The organism is Pseudomonas sputi, assembly GCF_021603585.1.
In the GTDB taxonomy this organism is placed as follows: domain Bacteria; phylum Pseudomonadota; class Gammaproteobacteria; order Pseudomonadales; family Pseudomonadaceae; genus Aquipseudomonas; species Aquipseudomonas sputi.
The window spans coordinates 115,342-132,477 of sequence record NZ_BQHI01000005.1 but is presented as its reverse complement, the minus strand read 5'-3'; the positions used below and the strand labels follow the sequence as shown (position 1 = coordinate 132,477).

At 61.4% G+C, this 17,136-nt stretch carries 22 protein-coding genes; 12 read left to right on the top strand and 10 right to left on the bottom strand.

The features are described from left to right. Positions 1-25: 25 nt before the first annotated feature. Positions 26-460, bottom strand: a complete 435-nt coding sequence (locus tag L6D81_RS09365; protein ID WP_236178827.1) for an NINE protein — start codon at positions 458-460, stop codon at positions 26-28. A gap of 249 nt (positions 461-709) precedes the next feature. Here L6D81_RS09365 and L6D81_RS09360 point away from each other — a divergent pair, with 249 nt between their 5' ends. After that, the gene (locus L6D81_RS09360; RefSeq protein WP_236178826.1) at positions 710-1,327 is read left to right on the top strand and encodes a C40 family peptidase; all 618 of its coding nucleotides are present in this window, start codon (positions 710-712) and stop codon (positions 1,325-1,327) included. Between the two features lie 49 nt (positions 1,328-1,376). Here the strand turns inward: L6D81_RS09360 and L6D81_RS09355 are convergent, their stop codons facing one another. Then, positions 1,377-2,411: a type IV pilus twitching motility protein PilT gene (locus L6D81_RS09355; protein ID WP_236178825.1), complete on the bottom strand. Its 1,035-nt coding sequence runs from the start codon at positions 2,409-2,411 to the stop codon at positions 1,377-1,379. Between the two features lie 56 nt (positions 2,412-2,467). Between L6D81_RS09355 and L6D81_RS09350 the strand changes: the two genes are divergently transcribed. The 10 genes from L6D81_RS09350 (at position 2,468) to L6D81_RS09305 (ending at position 9,316) form a co-directional block, all read left to right on the top strand. Next, positions 2,468-3,154 carry a YggS family pyridoxal phosphate-dependent enzyme gene (locus L6D81_RS09350; RefSeq protein ID WP_236178824.1) on the top strand — a complete coding sequence of 229 codons (687 nt, stop codon included), beginning with the start codon at positions 2,468-2,470 and terminating at the stop codon, positions 3,152-3,154. Between the two features lie 23 nt (positions 3,155-3,177). Continuing rightward, positions 3,178-3,996 carry a pyrroline-5-carboxylate reductase gene (proC, locus tag L6D81_RS09345; protein WP_236178823.1) on the top strand — a complete coding sequence of 273 codons (819 nt, stop codon included), beginning with the start codon at positions 3,178-3,180 and terminating at the stop codon, positions 3,994-3,996. Between the two features lie 10 nt (positions 3,997-4,006). Further along, entirely contained in the window at positions 4,007-4,597 is a 591-nt protein-coding gene (locus L6D81_RS09340; protein ID WP_085646972.1) for a YggT family protein, read from the top strand. Further along, positions 4,594-4,884, top strand: coding sequence for a DUF167 domain-containing protein (locus tag L6D81_RS09335; RefSeq protein WP_064600087.1), 291 nt, complete (start codon positions 4,594-4,596; stop codon positions 4,882-4,884). The genes L6D81_RS09340 and L6D81_RS09335 overlap by 4 nt, the downstream gene beginning before the upstream one ends. Positions 4,885-4,949: 65 nt before the next feature. After that, positions 4,950-6,089 (top strand): homoserine O-succinyltransferase MetX, encoded by a 1,140-nt coding sequence (metX, locus tag L6D81_RS09330; RefSeq protein WP_236178822.1) that lies wholly within the window; start codon positions 4,950-4,952, stop codon positions 6,087-6,089. Positions 6,090-6,096: 7 nt separating this feature from the next. Next, the gene (gene metW / locus L6D81_RS09325; RefSeq protein ID WP_011336377.1) at positions 6,097-6,717 is read left to right on the top strand and encodes a methionine biosynthesis protein MetW; all 621 of its coding nucleotides are present in this window, start codon (positions 6,097-6,099) and stop codon (positions 6,715-6,717) included. Between the two features lie 26 nt (positions 6,718-6,743). After that, positions 6,744-7,178: a DUF4426 domain-containing protein gene (locus L6D81_RS09320; RefSeq protein ID WP_236178821.1), complete on the top strand. Its 435-nt coding sequence runs from the start codon at positions 6,744-6,746 to the stop codon at positions 7,176-7,178. Further along, positions 7,175-7,771: an RdgB/HAM1 family non-canonical purine NTP pyrophosphatase gene (rdgB, locus tag L6D81_RS09315; RefSeq protein ID WP_236178820.1), complete on the top strand. Its 597-nt coding sequence runs from the start codon at positions 7,175-7,177 to the stop codon at positions 7,769-7,771. The genes L6D81_RS09320 and rdgB overlap by 4 nt, the downstream gene beginning before the upstream one ends. After that, entirely contained in the window at positions 7,768-8,973 is a 1,206-nt protein-coding gene (gene hemW / locus L6D81_RS09310; RefSeq protein ID WP_236178819.1) for a radical SAM family heme chaperone HemW, read from the top strand. Before rdgB ends, hemW begins: the two co-directional genes overlap by 4 nt. Before the next feature lie 19 nt (positions 8,974-8,992). Beyond that, positions 8,993-9,316: a DUF3392 domain-containing protein gene (locus L6D81_RS09305; protein ID WP_011336381.1), complete on the top strand. Its 324-nt coding sequence runs from the start codon at positions 8,993-8,995 to the stop codon at positions 9,314-9,316. A 52-nt stretch (positions 9,317-9,368) separates the two neighbouring features. On the opposite strand, the gene trmB is transcribed toward L6D81_RS09305, so the two are convergent. The 4 genes from trmB to L6D81_RS09285 form a co-directional block, all read right to left on the bottom strand. Then, a complete protein-coding gene (trmB, locus tag L6D81_RS09300; RefSeq protein ID WP_236178818.1) occupies positions 9,369-10,094 on the bottom strand; it encodes a tRNA (guanosine(46)-N7)-methyltransferase TrmB in 726 nt (241 codons plus the stop codon). A gap of 9 nt (positions 10,095-10,103) precedes the next feature. Then, complete coding sequence (locus tag L6D81_RS09295; protein ID WP_236178817.1) at positions 10,104-10,898, bottom strand: thiazole synthase; 795 nt, start codon at positions 10,896-10,898, stop codon at positions 10,104-10,106. Between the two features lie 60 nt (positions 10,899-10,958). After that, positions 10,959-11,159: a sulfur carrier protein ThiS gene (gene thiS, locus L6D81_RS09290; RefSeq protein ID WP_007953386.1), complete on the bottom strand. Its 201-nt coding sequence runs from the start codon at positions 11,157-11,159 to the stop codon at positions 10,959-10,961. Between the two features lie 72 nt (positions 11,160-11,231). Then, a complete protein-coding gene (locus L6D81_RS09285) occupies positions 11,232-11,612 on the bottom strand; it encodes a DUF423 domain-containing protein (RefSeq protein ID WP_236178816.1) in 381 nt (126 codons plus the stop codon). A 74-nt stretch (positions 11,613-11,686) separates the two neighbouring features. Here L6D81_RS09285 and mtgA point away from each other — a divergent pair, with 74 nt between their 5' ends. Then, positions 11,687-12,409, top strand: coding sequence for a monofunctional biosynthetic peptidoglycan transglycosylase (gene mtgA, locus L6D81_RS09280; RefSeq protein WP_236178815.1), 723 nt, complete (start codon positions 11,687-11,689; stop codon positions 12,407-12,409). 70 nt (positions 12,410-12,479) lie between these two features. Here mtgA and rpoH read toward each other — a convergent pair whose 3' ends face one another. The 4 genes from rpoH to ftsY all read right to left on the bottom strand — a co-directional run bounded on the left by rpoH (position 12,480) and on the right by ftsY (position 16,615). After that, entirely contained in the window at positions 12,480-13,334 is an 855-nt protein-coding gene (gene rpoH / locus L6D81_RS09275; protein WP_007953393.1) for an RNA polymerase sigma factor RpoH, read from the bottom strand. Positions 13,335-13,449: 115 nt separating this feature from the next. After that, positions 13,450-14,475, bottom strand: a complete 1,026-nt coding sequence (ftsX, locus tag L6D81_RS09270) for a permease-like cell division protein FtsX (RefSeq protein WP_236178814.1) — start codon at positions 14,473-14,475, stop codon at positions 13,450-13,452. After that, positions 14,472-15,143 (bottom strand): cell division ATP-binding protein FtsE, encoded by a 672-nt coding sequence (ftsE, locus tag L6D81_RS09265; RefSeq protein ID WP_007953396.1) that lies wholly within the window; start codon positions 15,141-15,143, stop codon positions 14,472-14,474. Before ftsE ends, ftsX begins: the two co-directional genes overlap by 4 nt. Further along, a complete protein-coding gene (gene ftsY, locus L6D81_RS09260) occupies positions 15,140-16,615 on the bottom strand; it encodes a signal recognition particle-docking protein FtsY (protein WP_236178813.1) in 1,476 nt (491 codons plus the stop codon). The genes ftsE and ftsY overlap by 4 nt, the downstream gene beginning before the upstream one ends. Positions 16,616-17,136: the final 521 nt, after the last annotated feature.

Below are 17,136 nucleotides of genomic sequence, written 5' to 3'. Positions count from 1 at the left end.
AGGGAGCCTGCTCCCTCGCCATCACTTACTGAAAGGCGCCCCGCCCTTCGGCATTACGCACCGACACCTGATCGTTCAGCGTCCAGAAGTCATACAGCACCCCCAGAAAGAACAACCCGCCGGTCAGCAGGTACACCACCCCGCTGATCCACTTGCCCTGATACATCCGGTGTACGCCGAGCGCGCCGAGGAAGGTCAGCAGAATCCACGCCACGTTGTATTCGATAGGGCCCGCCGCGAAACGCAGGTCGGCTTCGCGATCCATCGCCGGGATCAGGAACAGGTCGATCAGCCAGCCGATCCCCAGCAACCCGAAGGTGAAAAACCAGATCGTGCCGGTCACCGGCTTGCCGTAATAGAAGCGGTGAGAGCCTGTGAAACCGAAAATCCACAACAGGTAACCGATCACCTTGCTGTGGGTGTCTTTTTCCTTCACACGGGGCAGCTGATAGCTGTTCATTAAGACCTCGATACTCGCGATAGATAAATATTCTTTAATTCTTTGTGACTTTTTTACAGGTAGCCGACGTATGGCAAATGCTACCGTGTGTCCCGTCAAAGCCTTATAGCACCGGACTTCTGTCCGACAATGGCGTCTTTTTGCCGCTTATTGGGTTCCGTTGGCGTCCGAATGAATCGACCAACGGCCTCGGAAGTGACAAAAAAGCTGTTATAAAGTTGCGCGCTAACACACCAAGAGCCCTGCCTAATGCGTCCATTTTTCAAGACATGGCTAACCATTTGCCTATTAATGCCACTGGCCGCCCACGCCACCAATCGTGAGCAACGTCTTCCCAACGTTAACGGTTTCACCCCTAAATCCCATGCCTCTGCTCCTTCGAACAAAGGCAAACAGGTCAAACACACCACGCTGAGCAGCAACGGCCGCAGCAAGCTGGTACCACCGATGGCGACCAAGGAAAGCAGCAATGTCCTGAGTCGCGCGGTAAACGTCCTCGGTACGCCATACCGTTGGGGCGGCAGCAGCCCAAGTAAAGGCTTCGATTGCAGCGGTCTGGTGAAATACGCGTTCAACGACGCCACGTTCGACCTGCCACGCACCTCGAACGCCATGGCCAGCGGTCACGGCGAGAAAGTCGAACGCAAGGACCTGAAACCGGGCGACCTGATTTTCTTCAACATCAAGAGCCGTCGGGTCAATCACGTTGCCATCTACCTGGGCAACGACCGCTTCATCCATGCGCCGCGGCGCGGCAAGTCGGTGAGCATCGACACACTGAACAAGCCGTACTGGCAAAAACACTACGTGGTAGCCAAACGCGTATTGCCGAAAGAACAGGGGCAGATGCGCGTCGTTCAGCGCTGATTGCTCAGGCATAAAAAATCGCAGCCCACGGGCTGCGATTTTTTTTTGCCTAGAAGTTATCCGGCGTACGCGCCTTCTCACGTGCATGTTCGCGGCTGATCAAGCCTTTGGTCACCAGATCCTTCAGGCACATGTCGAGTGTCTGCATCCCCAGTGAGCCGCCGGTCTGTATCGCCGAATACATCTGCGCCACCTTGTCCTCGCGGATCAGGTTACGGATCGCCGACGTGCCCAGCATGATCTCGTGCGCCGCCACTCGGCCGCCGCCGATCTTCTTGATCAGCGTCTGCGACACCACGGCCAGCAATGACTCCGAGAGCATCGAACGCACCATGGACTTCTCATCGCCGGGAAACACGTCCACCACCCGGTCGATGGTCTTGGCGGCCGAAGTCGTGTGCAAGGTGCCGAACACCAGGTGTCCGGTCTCGGCCGCGGTCAGCGCCAGGCGGATGGTTTCCAGATCGCGCATCTCGCCCACCAGGATCACATCCGGGTCTTCGCGCAGTGCCGAGCGCAACGCGGTGGCGAAACTGCGGGTATCGCGGTGGACTTCACGCTGATTGATCAGGCATTTGCGCGATTCGTGGACGAATTCGATCGGGTCTTCGATGGTCAGGATGTGGTGATGACGATGGGTGTTGAGGTAGTCGATCATCGCCGCCAGTGTCGTCGACTTGCCGGAGCCGGTCGGCCCGGTCACCAGCACCAGTCCGCGCGGCGCATCGGTGATCTTGCGAAAGACGTCGCCCATGGCCAGGTCTTCCATGGTCAGCACTTTTGACGGGATGGTCCGGAACACCGCCCCGGCGCCACGGTTCTGGTTGAACGCGTTGACCCGAAAGCGCGCCACGCCGGGGACGTCGAAGGAAAAGTCGGTTTCCAGATGTTTCTCGAAGTCCACCCGCTGGGTGTCGTTCATGATGTCGTAGATCAGCTCGTGCACTTGCTTGTGATCGAGCGCCGGCAGATTGATCCGCCGCACATCGCCATCCACGCGGATCATCGGCGGCAGCCCGGCCGACAGGTGCAGGTCGGAAGCCCCCTGTTTGGCGCTGAAGGCCAGCAGTTCAGTGATATCCATAGCGTCCCTCAATTCCAGTAGAATGCCGCGAACCTTCAGACCGCTGGCGCCTCTTGATGTCCACGATAGCAGACAACATTCTCCACGTTAGTTCGCGCATCCAGGCAGCGACCAAAGCCGCCCGACGCGATGAAAACAGCGTCCAGCTGCTGGCCGTGAGCAAGACCAAACCGGCCGAAGCCCTGCGCGAAGCGTACGCCGCCGGCCTGCGTGATTTCGGCGAGAACTATCTGCAGGAAGCGTTGGGCAAACAGCTCGAACTGGCCGATCTGCCCTTGATCTGGCACTTCATCGGCCCCATTCAGTCGAACAAGACCCGCTCGATTGCCGAGCATTTCGCCTGGGTGCACTCCGTGGATCGTCTGAAAATCGCCCAACGCCTGTCCGAACAACGCCCGGCGGATCTGCCGCCACTGAACATCTGCATTCAGGTCAACGTCAGCGGTGAAGCCAGCAAGTCCGGCTGCACCCCGCAGGACCTGCCGGCCCTGGCCCAGGCCATCAGCGCCCTGCCGCGCCTGAAACTGCGCGGGTTGATGGCGATTCCCGAGCCGACTGATGATCACGCCGAGCAGGACGCGGCATTCGCCGCCGTTCAGAAGCTGCAAGCCAGCCTCGATTTGCCGCTCGACACACTTTCCATGGGCATGAGCCATGACCTCGAGTCGGCCATTGCCCAGGGCGCGACCTGGGTGCGGATCGGTACTGCCCTGTTCGGTGCCAGAGATTATTCCCAGTCTTGAACATTTGCAGATAAGGACCACACATGAGCAACACACGTATTGCGTTTATCGGTGCGGGCAACATGGCGGCCAGTCTGATTGGTGGCCTGCGCACCAAGGGGCTGGAAGCGACGCAGATCCGCGCCAGCGATCCGGGCGAAGAAACCCGCGCCAAAGTCAGCGCCGAACACGGCATCGAAACCTTCGCCGACAACGCTCAGGCCATCGACGGCGCTGACGTGGTGGTACTGGCGGTCAAGCCACAAGCCATGAAGCTTGTGTGCGAAGCGGTTCGCCCGAGCCTGAAACCGAATCAACTGGTGGTCTCGATCGCCGCCGGCATCACCTGCGCCAGCATGACTGCCTGGCTGGGTGAGCAGCCGATCGTGCGCTGCATGCCGAACACCCCGGCACTGCTGCGTCAGGGCGTGAGCGGCCTGTACGCCACCGGCGCCGTGAGCGCCGAACAACGCCAACAGGCTGAAGAACTGCTGTCCGCCGTGGGCATCGCCCTGTGGCTGAACGAAGAGCAGCAACTGGACGCGGTCACCGCTGTCTCCGGCTCTGGCCCGGCGTACTTCTTCCTGCTGATCGAAGCCATGACCGCCGCCGGCGTCAAACTCGGCCTGCCCAAGGAAACCGCCGAGCAACTGACCTTGCAGACCGCGCTGGGCGCCGCGCACATGGCGGTGTCCAGCGACGTCGACGCCGCGGAACTGCGCCGCCGCGTGACCTCGCCGGCCGGCACCACGGAAGCTGCGATCACATCGTTCCAGGCCGGCGGCTTCGAAGCCCTGGTGGAAAAAGCACTCGGCGCCGCCGCGCACCGCTCGGCCGAAATGGCCGAACAACTGGGCAAATAAGGAGCCTTACATGATTGGATTGAACACCGCAGCGGTCTACGTGCTGCAAACCCTCGGCAGCTTGTACCTGCTGATCGTGCTGCTGCGCTTCGTCCTGCAACTGGTACGGGCAAACTTCTACAACCCGCTGTGCCAGTTTGTGGTCAAGGCCACCCAGCCGCTGCTCAAGCCACTGCGCCGGATCATCCCGAGCCTGTTCGGCCTCGACATGTCGTCGCTGGTACTGGCGATCCTCGTGCAACTGGCGCTGATGGCGCTGACCCTGCTGCTGACCTACGGCACCACCGGCAACCCGCTGCAACTGTTGATCTGGTCGCTGATCGGCGTGACGGCGCTGTTCCTGAAGATTTTCTTCTGGGCCATGATCATCAGCATCATCCTGTCCTGGGTCGCACCGGGCAGCCACAATCCGGGCGCCGAGCTGGTGAACCAGATCTGTGAACCGGCGCTGGCGCCGTTCCGCCGCATCGTGCCGAATCTCGGCGGTCTCGACCTGTCGCCGATCTTCGCCTTCCTCGTGCTGAAGCTGATCGACATGCTGGTGATCAATAACCTTGCGGCGATGACGATGATGCCGGAAATCCTGCGCCTGCTGATGTGAGTTGGTTTCGCTGGGACGGTGACGACCTGATTCTGGAGTGTCACCTGCAACCGGCCGCCCGCAGCGACGATTTCTGCGGGCTGCACGGTGATCGCCTGAAAATCCGCCTGACCGCGCCGCCGGTCGAGGGCAAGGCCAATGCGTACCTGATGGGGTTTCTGGCCAAGGCTTTTGGGGTTTCCAAAAGCCAGGTCAGTTTGCTCAGTGGTGAGCTGAACCGGCAGAAGCGAGTGCGCATCAGCGCACCGAAAAAGCTGCCGGATCTGCCGGGGCTCTGCCGCCCCTGATCGTTGCTTGCCGCTGGGGGCAGCGGTCTTTAGACTTACGCCTCATTTCAACGAGAGCAGGGTCGATGCCAGCTGCCTTTCCCCCCGATTCTGTTGGTCTGGTGACGCCGCAAACGGCGCACTTCAGCGAACCGCTGGCCTTGGCCTGCGGCCGTTCGCTGGCCGCTTATGACCTGATCTACGAAACCTACGGCACGCTGAACGCGCAAGCGAGCAACGCCGTGTTGATTTGCCACGCCCTGTCCGGCCACCACCACGCCGCCGGCTACCACAGCGTCGACGACCGCAAACCCGGTTGGTGGGACAGCTGCATCGGTCCCGGCAAACCGATCGACACCAACAAGTTCTTCGTGGTCAGCCTGAACAACCTCGGCGGTTGTAACGGCTCCACCGGCCCGAGCAGCCTCAACCCGGAAACCGGCAAGCCGTTCGGCGCCGACTTCCCGGTACTGACCGTGGAAGACTGGGTACACAGCCAGGCACGCCTGGCCGACCGGCTCGGCATCGGCCAGTGGGCCGCGGTGATCGGCGGCAGCCTCGGCGGCATGCAGGCGCTGCAATGGACCATCACGTATCCGGATCGCGTGCGCCACTGCCTGGCCATCGCCTCGGCCCCCAAGCTGTCGGCGCAGAACATCGCCTTCAACGAAGTGGCGCGCCAGGCGATCCTCACCGACCCGGAATTCCACGGCGGCTCGTTCCAGGAACACGGTGTGATCCCCAAGCGCGGCCTGATGCTGGCGCGGATGGTCGGGCACATCACCTACCTGTCCGACGACTCCATGGGCGAGAAATTCGGCCGTGGCCTGAAGAGCGAAAAGCTCAACTACGACTTCCACAGTGTCGAGTTCCAGGTCGAAAGCTACCTGCGTTATCAGGGCGAAGAGTTCTCCGGGCGGTTCGATGCCAACACCTATCTGTTGATGACCAAGGCGCTGGACTACTTCGATCCGGCGGCGAACTTCAACGATGACCTGGCGAAAACCTTCGAAGGTGCGAAAGCCAAATTCTGCGTGATGTCGTTCACCACCGACTGGCGCTTCTCCCCGGCCCGCTCGCGGGAACTGGTGGACGCGCTGATGGCCGCGCGCAAGGACGTCAGCTACCTGGAGATCGACGCGCCACAGGGCCACGACGCCTTCCTGATTCCGATCCCGCGTTATTTGCAGGCGTTCGGCAATTACATGAACCGCATTACGTTGTGAGAAAGCCATGAGAGCTGATCTGGAAATCATCCAGGAATGGATCCCCGCCGGCAGCCGCGTGCTCGACCTCGGCTGCGGTGACGGCGAGTTGCTGACCTGGCTGCGCGACCACAAGCAGGTCACCGGCTACGGCCTGGAAAACGACCCGGACAACATCGCCGAGTGCGTGGCCAAGGGCATCAACGTCATCGAGCAGGACCTGGACAAGGGCCTGGGCAACTTCGCCAGCAACAGCTTCGACATCGTGGTGATGACCCAGGCCCTGCAGGCCGTGCATTACCCGGACAAGATCCTCGACGAAATGCTGCGGGTCGGGCGCCAGTGCATCATCACCTTCCCTAACTTCGGTCACTGGCGCTGCCGCTGGTACCTGGCGAGCAAGGGCCGGATGCCGGTGTCGGAATTTCTGCCGTACACCTGGTACAACACGCCGAACATTCACTTCTGCACCTTCGAAGACTTTGAAGAACTTTGTCGCGAACGTGAGGCGAAGGTCATTGATCGGCTTGCCGTGGATCAACAGCACCGCCACGGGTGGGCCAGTAAGCTATGGCCTAATCTGTTAGGTGAGATCGGTATCTACCGCGTCAGCAGCCCGGGGCTTGCGGATCACAGAATCGCGGTCTGAACCACGACATTGCGAGGAGAACGAACATGGGACGCTTGATTACCGCGCTATTGGCCACCTGCCTGAGCCTGTCGGCCGTGGCCGCCGATGCCATCAAGAGCGAACGCAAGGAAGTGTTCGGTGATGTCACCGTGCATTACAACACCTTCAACTCCACCTTCCTGACGCCGGACATCGCCAAGGCTGCCGAGTTGATCCGCAGCAAGAACCAGGGCGTGATCAATGTTTCGGTGATCAAGGACGGCAAACCGCTGATCGCCCAGGTCACCGGCACCGTCAAAGACCTGACCAGCCAGAGCGTGCCGCTGACCTTCCGCCAGATCACCGAACAGGGCGCGATCTATTACATCGCCCAGTACCCGGTGGAACAGCAGGAAACCCGCACCTTTGAAATCAAGGTGCAGACCGGCGACAAGATCAACACCCTCAATTTCAACCAAGAGCTTTTCCCTGGCCAATGATCAATCTCAAGCAACTCGTACTGGCCAGCCATAACGCCGGCAAACTCAAGGAACTCCAGGCCATGCTCGGCGACTCGGTGCAATTGCGCTCGATCGGCGAATTCAGCAGCGTGGAGCCGGAAGAAACCGGTCTGTCGTTCGTCGAGAACGCGATCCTCAAGGCCCGCAACGCTTCGCGCATTTCCGGTCTGCCGGCGCTGGCCGACGACTCGGGTCTGGCGGTGGACTGCCTCGGCGGTGCGCCGGGCATCTACTCGGCACGTTATGCCGACGGCAAGGGCGACGCGGCGAACAACGCCAAGCTGCTCGACGCCTTGAAGGATGTACCGGAAGCCGAGCGCGGCGCGCAGTTCGTCTGCGTGCTGGCGCTGGTGCGTCACGCCGACGATCCGCTGCCAATCCTCTGCGAAGGCCTGTGGCACGGGCGCATCCTGACCGCTGCCAGCGGTGAGCACGGTTTCGGCTATGACCCGCTGTTCTGGGTGCCGGAGCGTAACGTGTCCAGCGCCGAGCTGAGCCCGAGCGACAAGAACCAGATCAGCCACCGCGCCCGTGCAATGGATCTGCTGCGCCAGCGTCTGGGCTTGAAATGACCGACAGCTCCTGCGCGTCGTCGCTGATCATCGGCGGCGCCGCCCCTTCGCCTCGGGCGCCGCTGCCGACGCTGCCGCCCCTGGCGCTGTACATCCACATCCCGTGGTGTGTGCGCAAATGCCCGTATTGCGACTTCAACTCCCACACCGCCAGCCCGGTGCTGCCGGAGCAGGAATACGTCGACGCGATGCTGGCCGACCTCGATCAGGATCTGCACGCGGTGTATGGCCGTGAGTTGAGTTCGATCTTCTTTGGCGGCGGCACGCCGAGCCTGTTCAGCGCCGAAGCGCTGGGCCGCTTGCTGGAAGGCGTGAAACGGCGCATCCCGTTTGCCGATGACATCGAAATCACCCTGGAAGCCAACCCCGGGACCTTCGAACAAGAGAAGTTCGTCGCCTACCGCAAACTGGGGATCAATCGCCTGTCGATCGGTATCCAGAGCTTCCAGCAGGAAAAACTCGAGGCCCTCGGCCGCATCCACAACGGCGACGAAGCCGTGCGCGCAGCCGGCATGGCGCGTCAGGCCGGGTTCGATAACTTCAACCTCGATTTGATGCACGGCCTGCCGGACCAATCGCTGAACGATGCGCTGAGCGATCTGCGCCAGGCGATCGAACTGAAGCCGACGCACATTTCCTGGTATCAGCTGACGCTGGAGCCGAACACCGTGTTCTGGAACCAGCCGCCGGTGCTGCCGGAAGACGACACCCTGTGGGATATTCAGGAGGCCGGACAGGCACTGCTGGCCGAACACGGTTACGCGCAGTACGAAGTCTCCGCCTATGCCCAACCGGGTCGCCCGGCGCGGCATAACCTCAATTACTGGAGTTTCGGCGACTTCATCGGCATCGGCGCCGGCGCCCACGGCAAACTCAGCCATCCGGACGGGCGCATCGTGCGCACCTGGAAGACGCGCCTGCCGAAGGACTACCTCAACCCGGCCAAAAGTTTCCAGGCCGGCGAGAAAGCCCTGACCAATGACGAAATGCCGTTCGAATTCCTGATGAACGCCCTGCGCCTGACCGCCGGCGTCGAATCGCGCCTGTACCCGGAGCGCACCGGCCTGCCACTGGAGAGCCTCGACGAACAGCGGCGCGAGGCCGAACAAAGCGGTCTGTTGCAGGTCGAACCGTCACGTCTGGCGGCCACCGAGCGCGGACAACTGTTCCTCAACGACTTGCTGCAGAAATTTCTGAGCTGACCGCTCTTAAGGAAACCGCATGGATTTGATACTCGACCTGCTCGCCACCGTGTCCCGCTGGAGCCGCAGCAACCTCTCGGAAATTGCTCTGGCACTGGTGGGCTGTCTGCTGGTGCTGTTCGGCGCCGACTTCAAGGGCTGGGTCGAGCAACGCCTCGGCAGCATCGCCGGCGCCCTGCGCGTTCCGCTGATGGCCCTGCTGTGCATGATCGGCAGCGGCGCGGCGCTGATCTACGCCACGCCGTGGGTGGTGAAGGGACTGAGCCAGTTCAACAACTACAGCCTGGCGCCAGTGTTGTTGGTGGTGCTCGTTTTGATTGGTGTAGTTGCCGACCGCCGCTAACTCTCACGCGATCGTTCCCACGCAGAGCGTGGGAACGATCACTGCGCAATACTTACGACTGCTTTTCGAACTTCAGATCCCACACGCCATGCCCAAGACGTTCGCCGCGGCGTTCGAACTTGGTGATCGGGCGCTCGGCCGGACGGGGCACGCATTTGCCGTCTTCGGCGAGGTTGCGATAGCCCGGAGCGACGCTCATCACTTCCAGCATGTACTCGGCGTACGGTTCCCAGTCGGTGGCCATGTGCAGAATGCCGCCAACCTTCAGCTTGCTGCGCACCAGTTCAGCGAAGGACGCCTGAACGATGCGGCGCTTGTGGTGACGGCTCTTGTGCCACGGATCCGGGAAGAACAGCATCAGGCGATCAAGGCTGTTGTCGGCGATGCAGCGGTTGAGCACTTCGATCGCGTCGCAATCGTAGACCCGCAGGTTGGTCAGGCCTTGAGTCAGCACGCCGTTGAGCAGCGCGCCGACACCCGGACGGTGAACCTCGACACCGATGAAATCCTGCTCCGGCGCAGCGGCTGCCATTTCCAGCAGCGAGTGGCCCATACCGAAACCGATCTCCAGCGAACGCGGCGCGGAACGGCCGAACACCTGGTCGAAATCCACCGGCGCATCGGCCAGCGGCAGGACGAACTTCGGCGCGCCCTGATCCAGGCCGCGCTGCTGGCCTTCGGTCATGCGCCCGGCGCGCATCACGAAACTCTTGATGCGGCGGTGTTGGCGCTCGTCGCCTTCTTCCGTCTGGATTGGCGTGTCGTTCGATTCAGTCATCAATAGCTCTTACTTGATCAGACCATCCAGCGGCGAAGAGGCGCTGGCATAGAGTTTTTTCGGCATGCGGCCGGCGAGGTAGGCCAGGCGGCCCGCGACGATCGCGTGTTTCATGGCTTCGGCCATCATGACCGGCTGCTGGGCGTGGGCGATGGCCGAGTTCATCAGCACGGCGTCACAGCCCAGCTCCATGGAGATGGTGGCGTCGGAAGCGGTGCCGACACCGGCATCCACCAGCACCGGGATTTTCGCTTCTTCGAGGATGATCTGCAGGTTGTAAGGGTTGCAGATCCCCAGGCCCGAACCGATCAGGCCGGCCAGCGGCATCACCGCGATGCAGCCGATTTCTGCCAGTTGCCGGGCGATGATCGGGTCATCACTGGTGTAGACCATCACGTCGAAACCTTCCTTGACCAGCACTTCGGCGGCCTTGAGGGTTTCGATCACGTTGGGGAACAGGGTTTTCTGGTCGGCCAGCACTTCCAGCTTCACCAGGTTGTGGCCGTCGAGCAGCTCACGGGCCAGGCGGCAGGTGCGCACGGCTTCGACCGCGTCGTAGCAACCGGCGGTGTTCGGCAGGAAGGTGTAGCGATCCGGCGACAGCACTTCGAGCAGGTTCGGCTCGCCTTCGATCTGGCCCAGGTTGGTGCGGCGCACGGCGAAGGTGACGATCTCGGCACCCGAGGCTTCGATGGCCAGGCGGGTTTCTTCCATGTCACGGTACTTGCCGGTACCGACCAGCAAACGCGACTGGTAAGTACGACCGGCCAGAACGAAAGGCTTGTCGCTACGAACGATGCTCATGGGGAATCCTCTGTTGGGGTGAGGGTCTTGCAGAATTCTCGGCCCATGCAGGCCGGACGGTTAGCCGCCGCCGATGGCGTGCACCACTTCGACGTTGTCGCCGTCATTGAGCGTGGTGTCGGCATGCTGGCTGCGCGGGACGATATCCAGATTGAGTTCGACCGCGACGCGGCGTCCGGTCAGATCCAGACGGGTCAGCAGGGCCGCAACGGTTTCACCGTCGGGCAGTTCAAAGGATTCACCGTTCAACTGAATGCGCATGCGCAACGCCGCCATCACTTTTTAGGGGGTGGCATTCTAGCCCGATCATGACCTAAAGGTCAGCACCATGCGTCAAGCGGTTGGATACAGGCGCCAGGCGGCCAGCCCCAGGCACAGCCAGCCAATCAGGAATGCCAGACCGCCGAACGGGGTAATGATGCCGAGCTTGCCGATGCCGAGGGTGGTCAGCAGGTACAGGCTGCCGGAGAACAGCAGGATGCCGACGCTGAACGAAATTCCGGCCCAGGCGATCAACCGACCCTGAACCTGCGTGGCCAGCAGCGCCACGCCGAACAGCGCCAGTGCGTGCACCAGCTGATAGGTGACGCCGGTGTGGAAGATCGCCAGGTACTCGGGGGTCAGGCGGTTTTTCAGGCCATGAGCGGCGAATGCGCCGAGGCCGACGCCGGTGAAACCAAAGAAGGCAGCCAGCATCAGAAAGCTACGCAGCATGTAGAACTCCAGTCAGACTCGATCGGCAGGGTCTGTATAATGGCCCGCTCAACCGGTTCGGCCAAGCCATCTCTATGCTGCGTTTATTTCTCCGTCGTTTCACGAAGGCTCTGCTCTGGTTTGCAGGCGGCAGCGTATTGCTGGTGTTGCTGTTTCGCTTTGTGCCGCCACCGTTCACGGCGCTGATGGTCGAGCGCAAGATCGAATCCTGGGTCGACGGCGAGCCGATCGACCTGCAACGCACCTGGAAGCCGTGGAGCGAGATCTCCGATGACCTGAAGGTCGCGGTGATTGCCGGCGAAGACCAGAAATTCCCCGAGCACTGGGGTTTTGACCTGAGTGCGATCAAGGCCGCACTGGCCCACAACGAACTCGGCGGTTCGATTCGCGGCGCCAGCACCTTGAGCCAGCAAGTGTCGAAGAATCTGTTTTTGTGGTCGGGCCGCAGCTATCTGCGCAAGGGCCTGGAGGCCTGGTTTACTGCGCTGATCGAAGTGTTCTGGCCCAAACAGCGGATTCTCGAGGTGTACCTGAACAGCGTCGAGTGGGATGACGGCGTGTTTGGCGCCGAAGCGGCAGCGAGGCATCACTTTGGCGTAGGCGCCAGGTCGCTGTCGCGGCAGCAGGCGAGTTATCTGGCGGCAGTGCTGCCGAATCCGCGGGTCTGGAGCGCCAGTCATCCGACCGCTTACGTGTCGCGTCGAGCCGGCTGGATTCGCCAGCAGATGAGCCAGCTGGGTGGCGACAGCTACCTGCTGACACTCGATGATTCACGCCGGGCGCCCTGGGCCCAATGACTTTCTGACAGGCAAACAAAAACGCCCCGATCATCACTGATCGGGGCGTTTTTTATTGCCGGACTACCGGTTACGCGGCAATCGACAACTTGAGCTTGTTCATCGCGCTCTTCTCGAGCTGACGGATCCGCTCGGCCGACACGTTGTACTTCTGCGCCAGGTCGTGCAGCGTGGCTTTCTCTTCTGCCAGCCAGCGCTGGTAGAGGATGTCACGGCTGCGCTCATCCAGCACTTCCAGCGCTTCGTGCAGGTTGTGATTGGAGTTGTCGCTCCAGTCGGCATCTTCCAGTTGACGCGCCGGGTCGTACCGGTGGTCTTCCAGGTAATTGGCCGGCGACTGGAAAGCACTGTCGTCGTCGGCTTCGGCAGCCGGGTCGAAGGCCATGTCATGGCCGGTCAGGCGACTTTCCATCTCACGCACTTCACGCGGCTCGACACCGAGGCTTTCCGCCACACGGTGGACTTCCTCGTTGTTCAGCCAGGCCAGACGTTTCTTCTGGCTGCGCAGGTTGAAGAACAGCTTGCGCTGCGCCTTGGTGGTCGCGACTTTCACGATCCGCCAGTTGCGCAGGATGAATTCGTGAATCTCGGCCTTGATCCAGTGCACCGCGAACGACACCAGACGCACGCCCATTTCCGGGTTGAAACGCTTCACGGCCTTCATCAGGCCGACGTTGCCTTCCTGGATCAGGTCAGCCTGAGCCAGACCGTAGCCGGAATAGCTACGGGCAATGTGTACGACAAACCGCAGGTGGGCGAGCACCATCTGCCGAGCCGCCCCCAGATCCTGCTCATAGTAGAGACTCTCGGCCAGTTCACGCTCCTGCTCCGGCGTCAGCAATGGAATGCTGTTGACGGTGTGCACGTAGGCTTCCAGGTTTGCGCCTGGAACCAATGCATACGCAGGTTGCAAAGAATTGGACATACGGAAAAACCTCCGACTTACATACTCATGCTTTTCAGCATTGCGAAAAATTGACCGGAAACTCAAATGAAAGTTTCCTTAACCACTGAAAGGTCAATCACGCGCAAAAAAGATTCTACTTCGGCGCCAGCTCCCTGAGATGACGTGCGACTGCAATCCATGCACCGATATAACCCAACAGCACCGCGCCAAGCAAGAGCGACAGACCGTCGGCAACTGGCACACCGGCCAGTGCGAAATCACTGCCGTACAAGCCGGCCAGCCCGACCACCGCGTCGTTCAGCCAGTTCAGGCCGAACGCCAATACACCCCAGGACAGCAGCCCCGCACCGAAGCCATACAGCGCGCCCATATAAAGGAAGGGACGACGCACATAGCTGTCGGTGCCGCCGACGAGTTTAATCACTTCTATCTCGGTGCGGCGGTTTTCAATATGAAGACGAATGGTATTGCCTATCACCAAAAGTAATGCGGAAACCAGCAACACCGTCAGACCGAACACGAAACGGTCACCGAGCTTGAGGATGGCGGCCAGACGCTCGACCCAGACTAGATCAAGTTGCGCCTGTTGTACCTTCGGCAGCTCGGATAGTTTTTGTCTTAATGCTTCCAGGGTCGACTTGTCGACCTCGTTCGGCGTCACCAGCACTACGCCCGGCAGCGGGTTTTCCGGCAGCTCGCGCAGGGCTTCGCCCAGGCCCGACTGCTGCTGGAACTCTTCCAGCGCCTGATCGCGGCCGACATATTCAGCATCAGCTACGCCCGGCATGCCTTTGATCTGATCACGCAACGCTTCGCCCTGAGCCGGACTGGCCTCGAGCTCCAGGTACAGCGAGATCTGCGCCGCGCGCTGCCACGAACCGCCCAGACGCTCAACGTTGCTCAGCAACAGCGAAAGGCCCATCGGCAGACTCAGCGCAACCGCCATCACCATGCAGGTGAAGAAGCTGCCGATCGGCTGCTTGCCGAGACGGCGCAGGCTGTCGATCCAGCTGGCGCGATGGCTTTCGACCCAGGCACGGAACAACGTGGCGAAATCCGGGCCGTCGTCATCGTCGTGCTTTTTCTTCTTTGGCGGTTGCGGATCGGCGGCCTTCGGGGCCACACGCTCGGAAACCTTCGGACTACGTGTCGCACTCATACGCCAGCCTCCCCGTCGCCGATCAATCGGCCGCGTTGCAGGGTCAGCATGCGATGACGCATGCGCGCGATCAGCGCCAGGTCGTGACTGGCGATCAACACGCTAGTGCCCAGACGGTTGATGTCTTCAAACACGCCCATGATCTCGGCGGCCAGACGCGGGTCGAGGTTACCGGTCGGTTCGTCCGCCAGCAGCAAGGCCGGACGGTGAACGATGGCGCGGGCAATGCCGACGCGCTGTTGCTGACCGGTAGACAGATCGCCAGGATACAGCTCGGCCTTGTCCGACAGCGCCACGCGCTCCAGCGCCGAATCGACGCGTTTGGCAATTTCGACCTTGGACAGCCCGAGAATCTGCAACGGCAGCGCGACGTTGTTGAACACCGTGCGATCGAACAACAGTTGATGATTCTGGAACACCACACCGATCTGCCGACGCAGGAACGGAATCTGCGCATTGCTGATGGTGCTCAGGTCTTGCCCGGCGAGCAGCAGCTTGCCACTGGTCGGACGTTCCATCGCCAGCAACAGGCGCAACAATGTGGATTTACCGGCACCGGAGTGGCCGGTGACAAACAGGAACTCGCCGCGACGGACTCGAAAGCTCAGCTCATGCAAGCCGACGTGACCGTTCGGGTAGCGCTTACCGACCTGTTCGAAACGAATCATGAACGCTCCCGCTCGGCAAACAGTGCCTGGACAAAGGGTTCGGCTTCAAAGGTACGCAGATCGTCGATGCCTTCACCGACGCCGATGTAGCGGATCGGCAGGCCGAATTGCTTGGCCAGGGCGAAAATCACCCCGCCCTTGGCGGTGCCGTCGAGCTTGGTCAGCGCCAGGCCGGTCAGTTCGACGGTCTGGTTGAATTGCCTGGCCTGGTTGATGGCGTTCTGACCGGTGCCGGCGTCGAGCACCAGCAACACTTCGTGCGGCGCGTCGGCGTCGAGCTTGCCGATCACTCGGCGAACCTTTTTCAGTTCTTCCATCAGGTTGTCTTTGGTGTGCAGACGACCGGCGGTGTCGGCGATCAACACGTCGATGCCGCGGGCCTTGGCGGCCTGCACGGCGTCGAAGATCACCGAAGCCGAGTCCGCGCCCGTGTGCTGGGCAATCACCGGAATCTTGTTGCGCTCGCCCCAGACCTGTAATTGCTCGACAGCCGCGGCACGGAAGGTGTCACCGGCCGCCAGCATGACTTTCTTGCCTTCCAGCTGCAGTTTCTTCGCCAGTTTGCCGATGGTGGTGGTCTTGCCGGCGCCGTTGACGCCGACTACCAGGATCACGAACGGCTTGTTCTGCGAAGCAATCTTCAGCGGCTGCTCGACCGGTTTGAGCATTGCCGCCAGCTCGGCCTGCAGGGATTTATACAGGGCGTCGGAATCGGCCAGTTCCTTGCGGGCAACCTTCTGGGTCAGGCGCTGGATGATCACCGAAGTCGCCTCGACGCCGACGTCGGCAGTCAGCAGGCGGGTTTCGAGATCGTCGAGCAGATCGTCATCGATGGCTTTCTTGCCGAGGAACAGGCTGGCCATTCCCTCGCCGATACTGGCGCTGGTCTTGGACAGGCCCTGCTTGAGACGGGCGAAGAAGCCAGCCTTGGTTTCCTCGGTGCGCGGTGGTTCGACCGGGGTTTCGACTGGCGCGACCGCAACCGGTGCAGGTGCAGGTGCAGGTGCAGGCTCGGGCGCCTCTACAATCGGGGCGACCGGTGCAGCGACCACGGGCTCTGGAATGACAGGAGCAGCTTCGACCACCGGCGCCTGAACAGGCTCTGGCGTGAACGCCACCGGCGCAGGAATCGGCGGCGTAACGTGCGGCGCAGCCTCTTCGACCAGCGCCACCGGCTCTTCCGCCACCGGCAAGGTCAGCCACGGTTCGCTGGCCGGGGTCAGCGGCAACTCGGCGGCAGCCGGCGCTTCTGGCTCGGCCTCGGCCACCGGTTGCAGCACCGGCTCGGCGATCGGCAGCACGACCGGTGCTGGCGCTTCTTCTATGACGGGAGCGGGCGCAGGGGCCGGCTCAGGAATGGCAGTCGGCTGTTCGACGACGGGTTCCTGCGGTTTCTTGCGCAGCCATCCGAACAGGCCTTTCTTCTCGCCAGCCGCAGCTGGGGTCTTCTTGTCGTCGTTGGAACCAAACATGGAGGACGGCTATCTCACGGTAGCGACGCGCCACAGGGGCGCCCCGGCAAATAAATATTCGATGCAGAACAGACTGTGTTTCACCCAGCTTGTTCACGCGCAACATTTTGTCGAGGCACCAACGGCACCTCAAAGGAATCGTTTTAATGAAGGACTGGCCGGCAAAATCGGCGAAAAAGCATAGTTTAGCTGACAAACCAAAGCCTTCTGCCGCAAACCCATACAACCTGATCAGGTTTCAAAACCGGATAGGCGTGGTCGCCGGTAAAACGGATCAGTATCCTAGGGCGTGTCATCGATCATTACCAGTACCGCGTGGCCGCCTGAAAACGGGCCAGACAAGGCGCAGGCCGCAGGGAATGTGCTTTCCTTCCCAAGGACTGCAACGCAGTATGGCCCGTTTTCAGGCACCACCCGGAGGGCCGGGCCTGATAGTGTGCAGGGCTGCGTTGCTCGGAGCTTATTTGGAACAACCAAACCGCACTCCTCGCGCCTTGCCCTGCACACTATCAGGCACGGCG

Coding starts and splice junctions, on each gene's coding strand:
- L6D81_RS09365 (WP_236178827.1), bottom strand. CDS start 460: ATGAACAGCTATCAGCTGCCCCGTGTGAAGGAAAAAGACACCCACAGC.
- rpoH (WP_007953393.1), bottom strand. CDS start 13,334: ATGTCCAATTCTTTGCAACCTGCGTATGCATTGGTTCCAGGCGCAAAC.
- metX (WP_236178822.1), top strand. CDS start 4,950: ATGCCAGCTGCCTTTCCCCCCGATTCTGTTGGTCTGGTGACGCCGCAA.
- L6D81_RS09350 (WP_236178824.1), top strand. CDS start 2,468: ATGTCCACGATAGCAGACAACATTCTCCACGTTAGTTCGCGCATCCAG.
- proC (WP_236178823.1), top strand. CDS start 3,178: ATGAGCAACACACGTATTGCGTTTATCGGTGCGGGCAACATGGCGGCC.
- L6D81_RS09360 (WP_236178826.1), top strand. CDS start 710: ATGCGTCCATTTTTCAAGACATGGCTAACCATTTGCCTATTAATGCCA.
- L6D81_RS09320 (WP_236178821.1), top strand. CDS start 6,744: ATGGGACGCTTGATTACCGCGCTATTGGCCACCTGCCTGAGCCTGTCG.
- rdgB (WP_236178820.1), top strand. CDS start 7,175: ATGATCAATCTCAAGCAACTCGTACTGGCCAGCCATAACGCCGGCAAA.
- hemW (WP_236178819.1), top strand. CDS start 7,768: ATGACCGACAGCTCCTGCGCGTCGTCGCTGATCATCGGCGGCGCCGCC.
- L6D81_RS09285 (WP_236178816.1), bottom strand. CDS start 11,612: ATGCTGCGTAGCTTTCTGATGCTGGCTGCCTTCTTTGGTTTCACCGGC.
- metW (WP_011336377.1), top strand. CDS start 6,097: ATGAGAGCTGATCTGGAAATCATCCAGGAATGGATCCCCGCCGGCAGC.
- L6D81_RS09355 (WP_236178825.1), bottom strand. CDS start 2,411: ATGGATATCACTGAACTGCTGGCCTTCAGCGCCAAACAGGGGGCTTCC.
- L6D81_RS09295 (WP_236178817.1), bottom strand. CDS start 10,898: ATGAGCATCGTTCGTAGCGACAAGCCTTTCGTTCTGGCCGGTCGTACT.
- L6D81_RS09305 (WP_011336381.1), top strand. CDS start 8,993: ATGGATTTGATACTCGACCTGCTCGCCACCGTGTCCCGCTGGAGCCGC.
- trmB (WP_236178818.1), bottom strand. CDS start 10,094: ATGACTGAATCGAACGACACGCCAATCCAGACGGAAGAAGGCGACGAG.
- thiS (WP_007953386.1), bottom strand. CDS start 11,159: ATGCGCATTCAGTTGAACGGTGAATCCTTTGAACTGCCCGACGGTGAA.
- mtgA (WP_236178815.1), top strand. CDS start 11,687: ATGCTGCGTTTATTTCTCCGTCGTTTCACGAAGGCTCTGCTCTGGTTT.
- ftsY (WP_236178813.1), bottom strand. CDS start 16,615: ATGTTTGGTTCCAACGACGACAAGAAGACCCCAGCTGCGGCTGGCGAG.
- L6D81_RS09340 (WP_085646972.1), top strand. CDS start 4,007: ATGATTGGATTGAACACCGCAGCGGTCTACGTGCTGCAAACCCTCGGC.
- ftsE (WP_007953396.1), bottom strand. CDS start 15,143: ATGATTCGTTTCGAACAGGTCGGTAAGCGCTACCCGAACGGTCACGTC.
- ftsX (WP_236178814.1), bottom strand. CDS start 14,475: ATGAGTGCGACACGTAGTCCGAAGGTTTCCGAGCGTGTGGCCCCGAAG.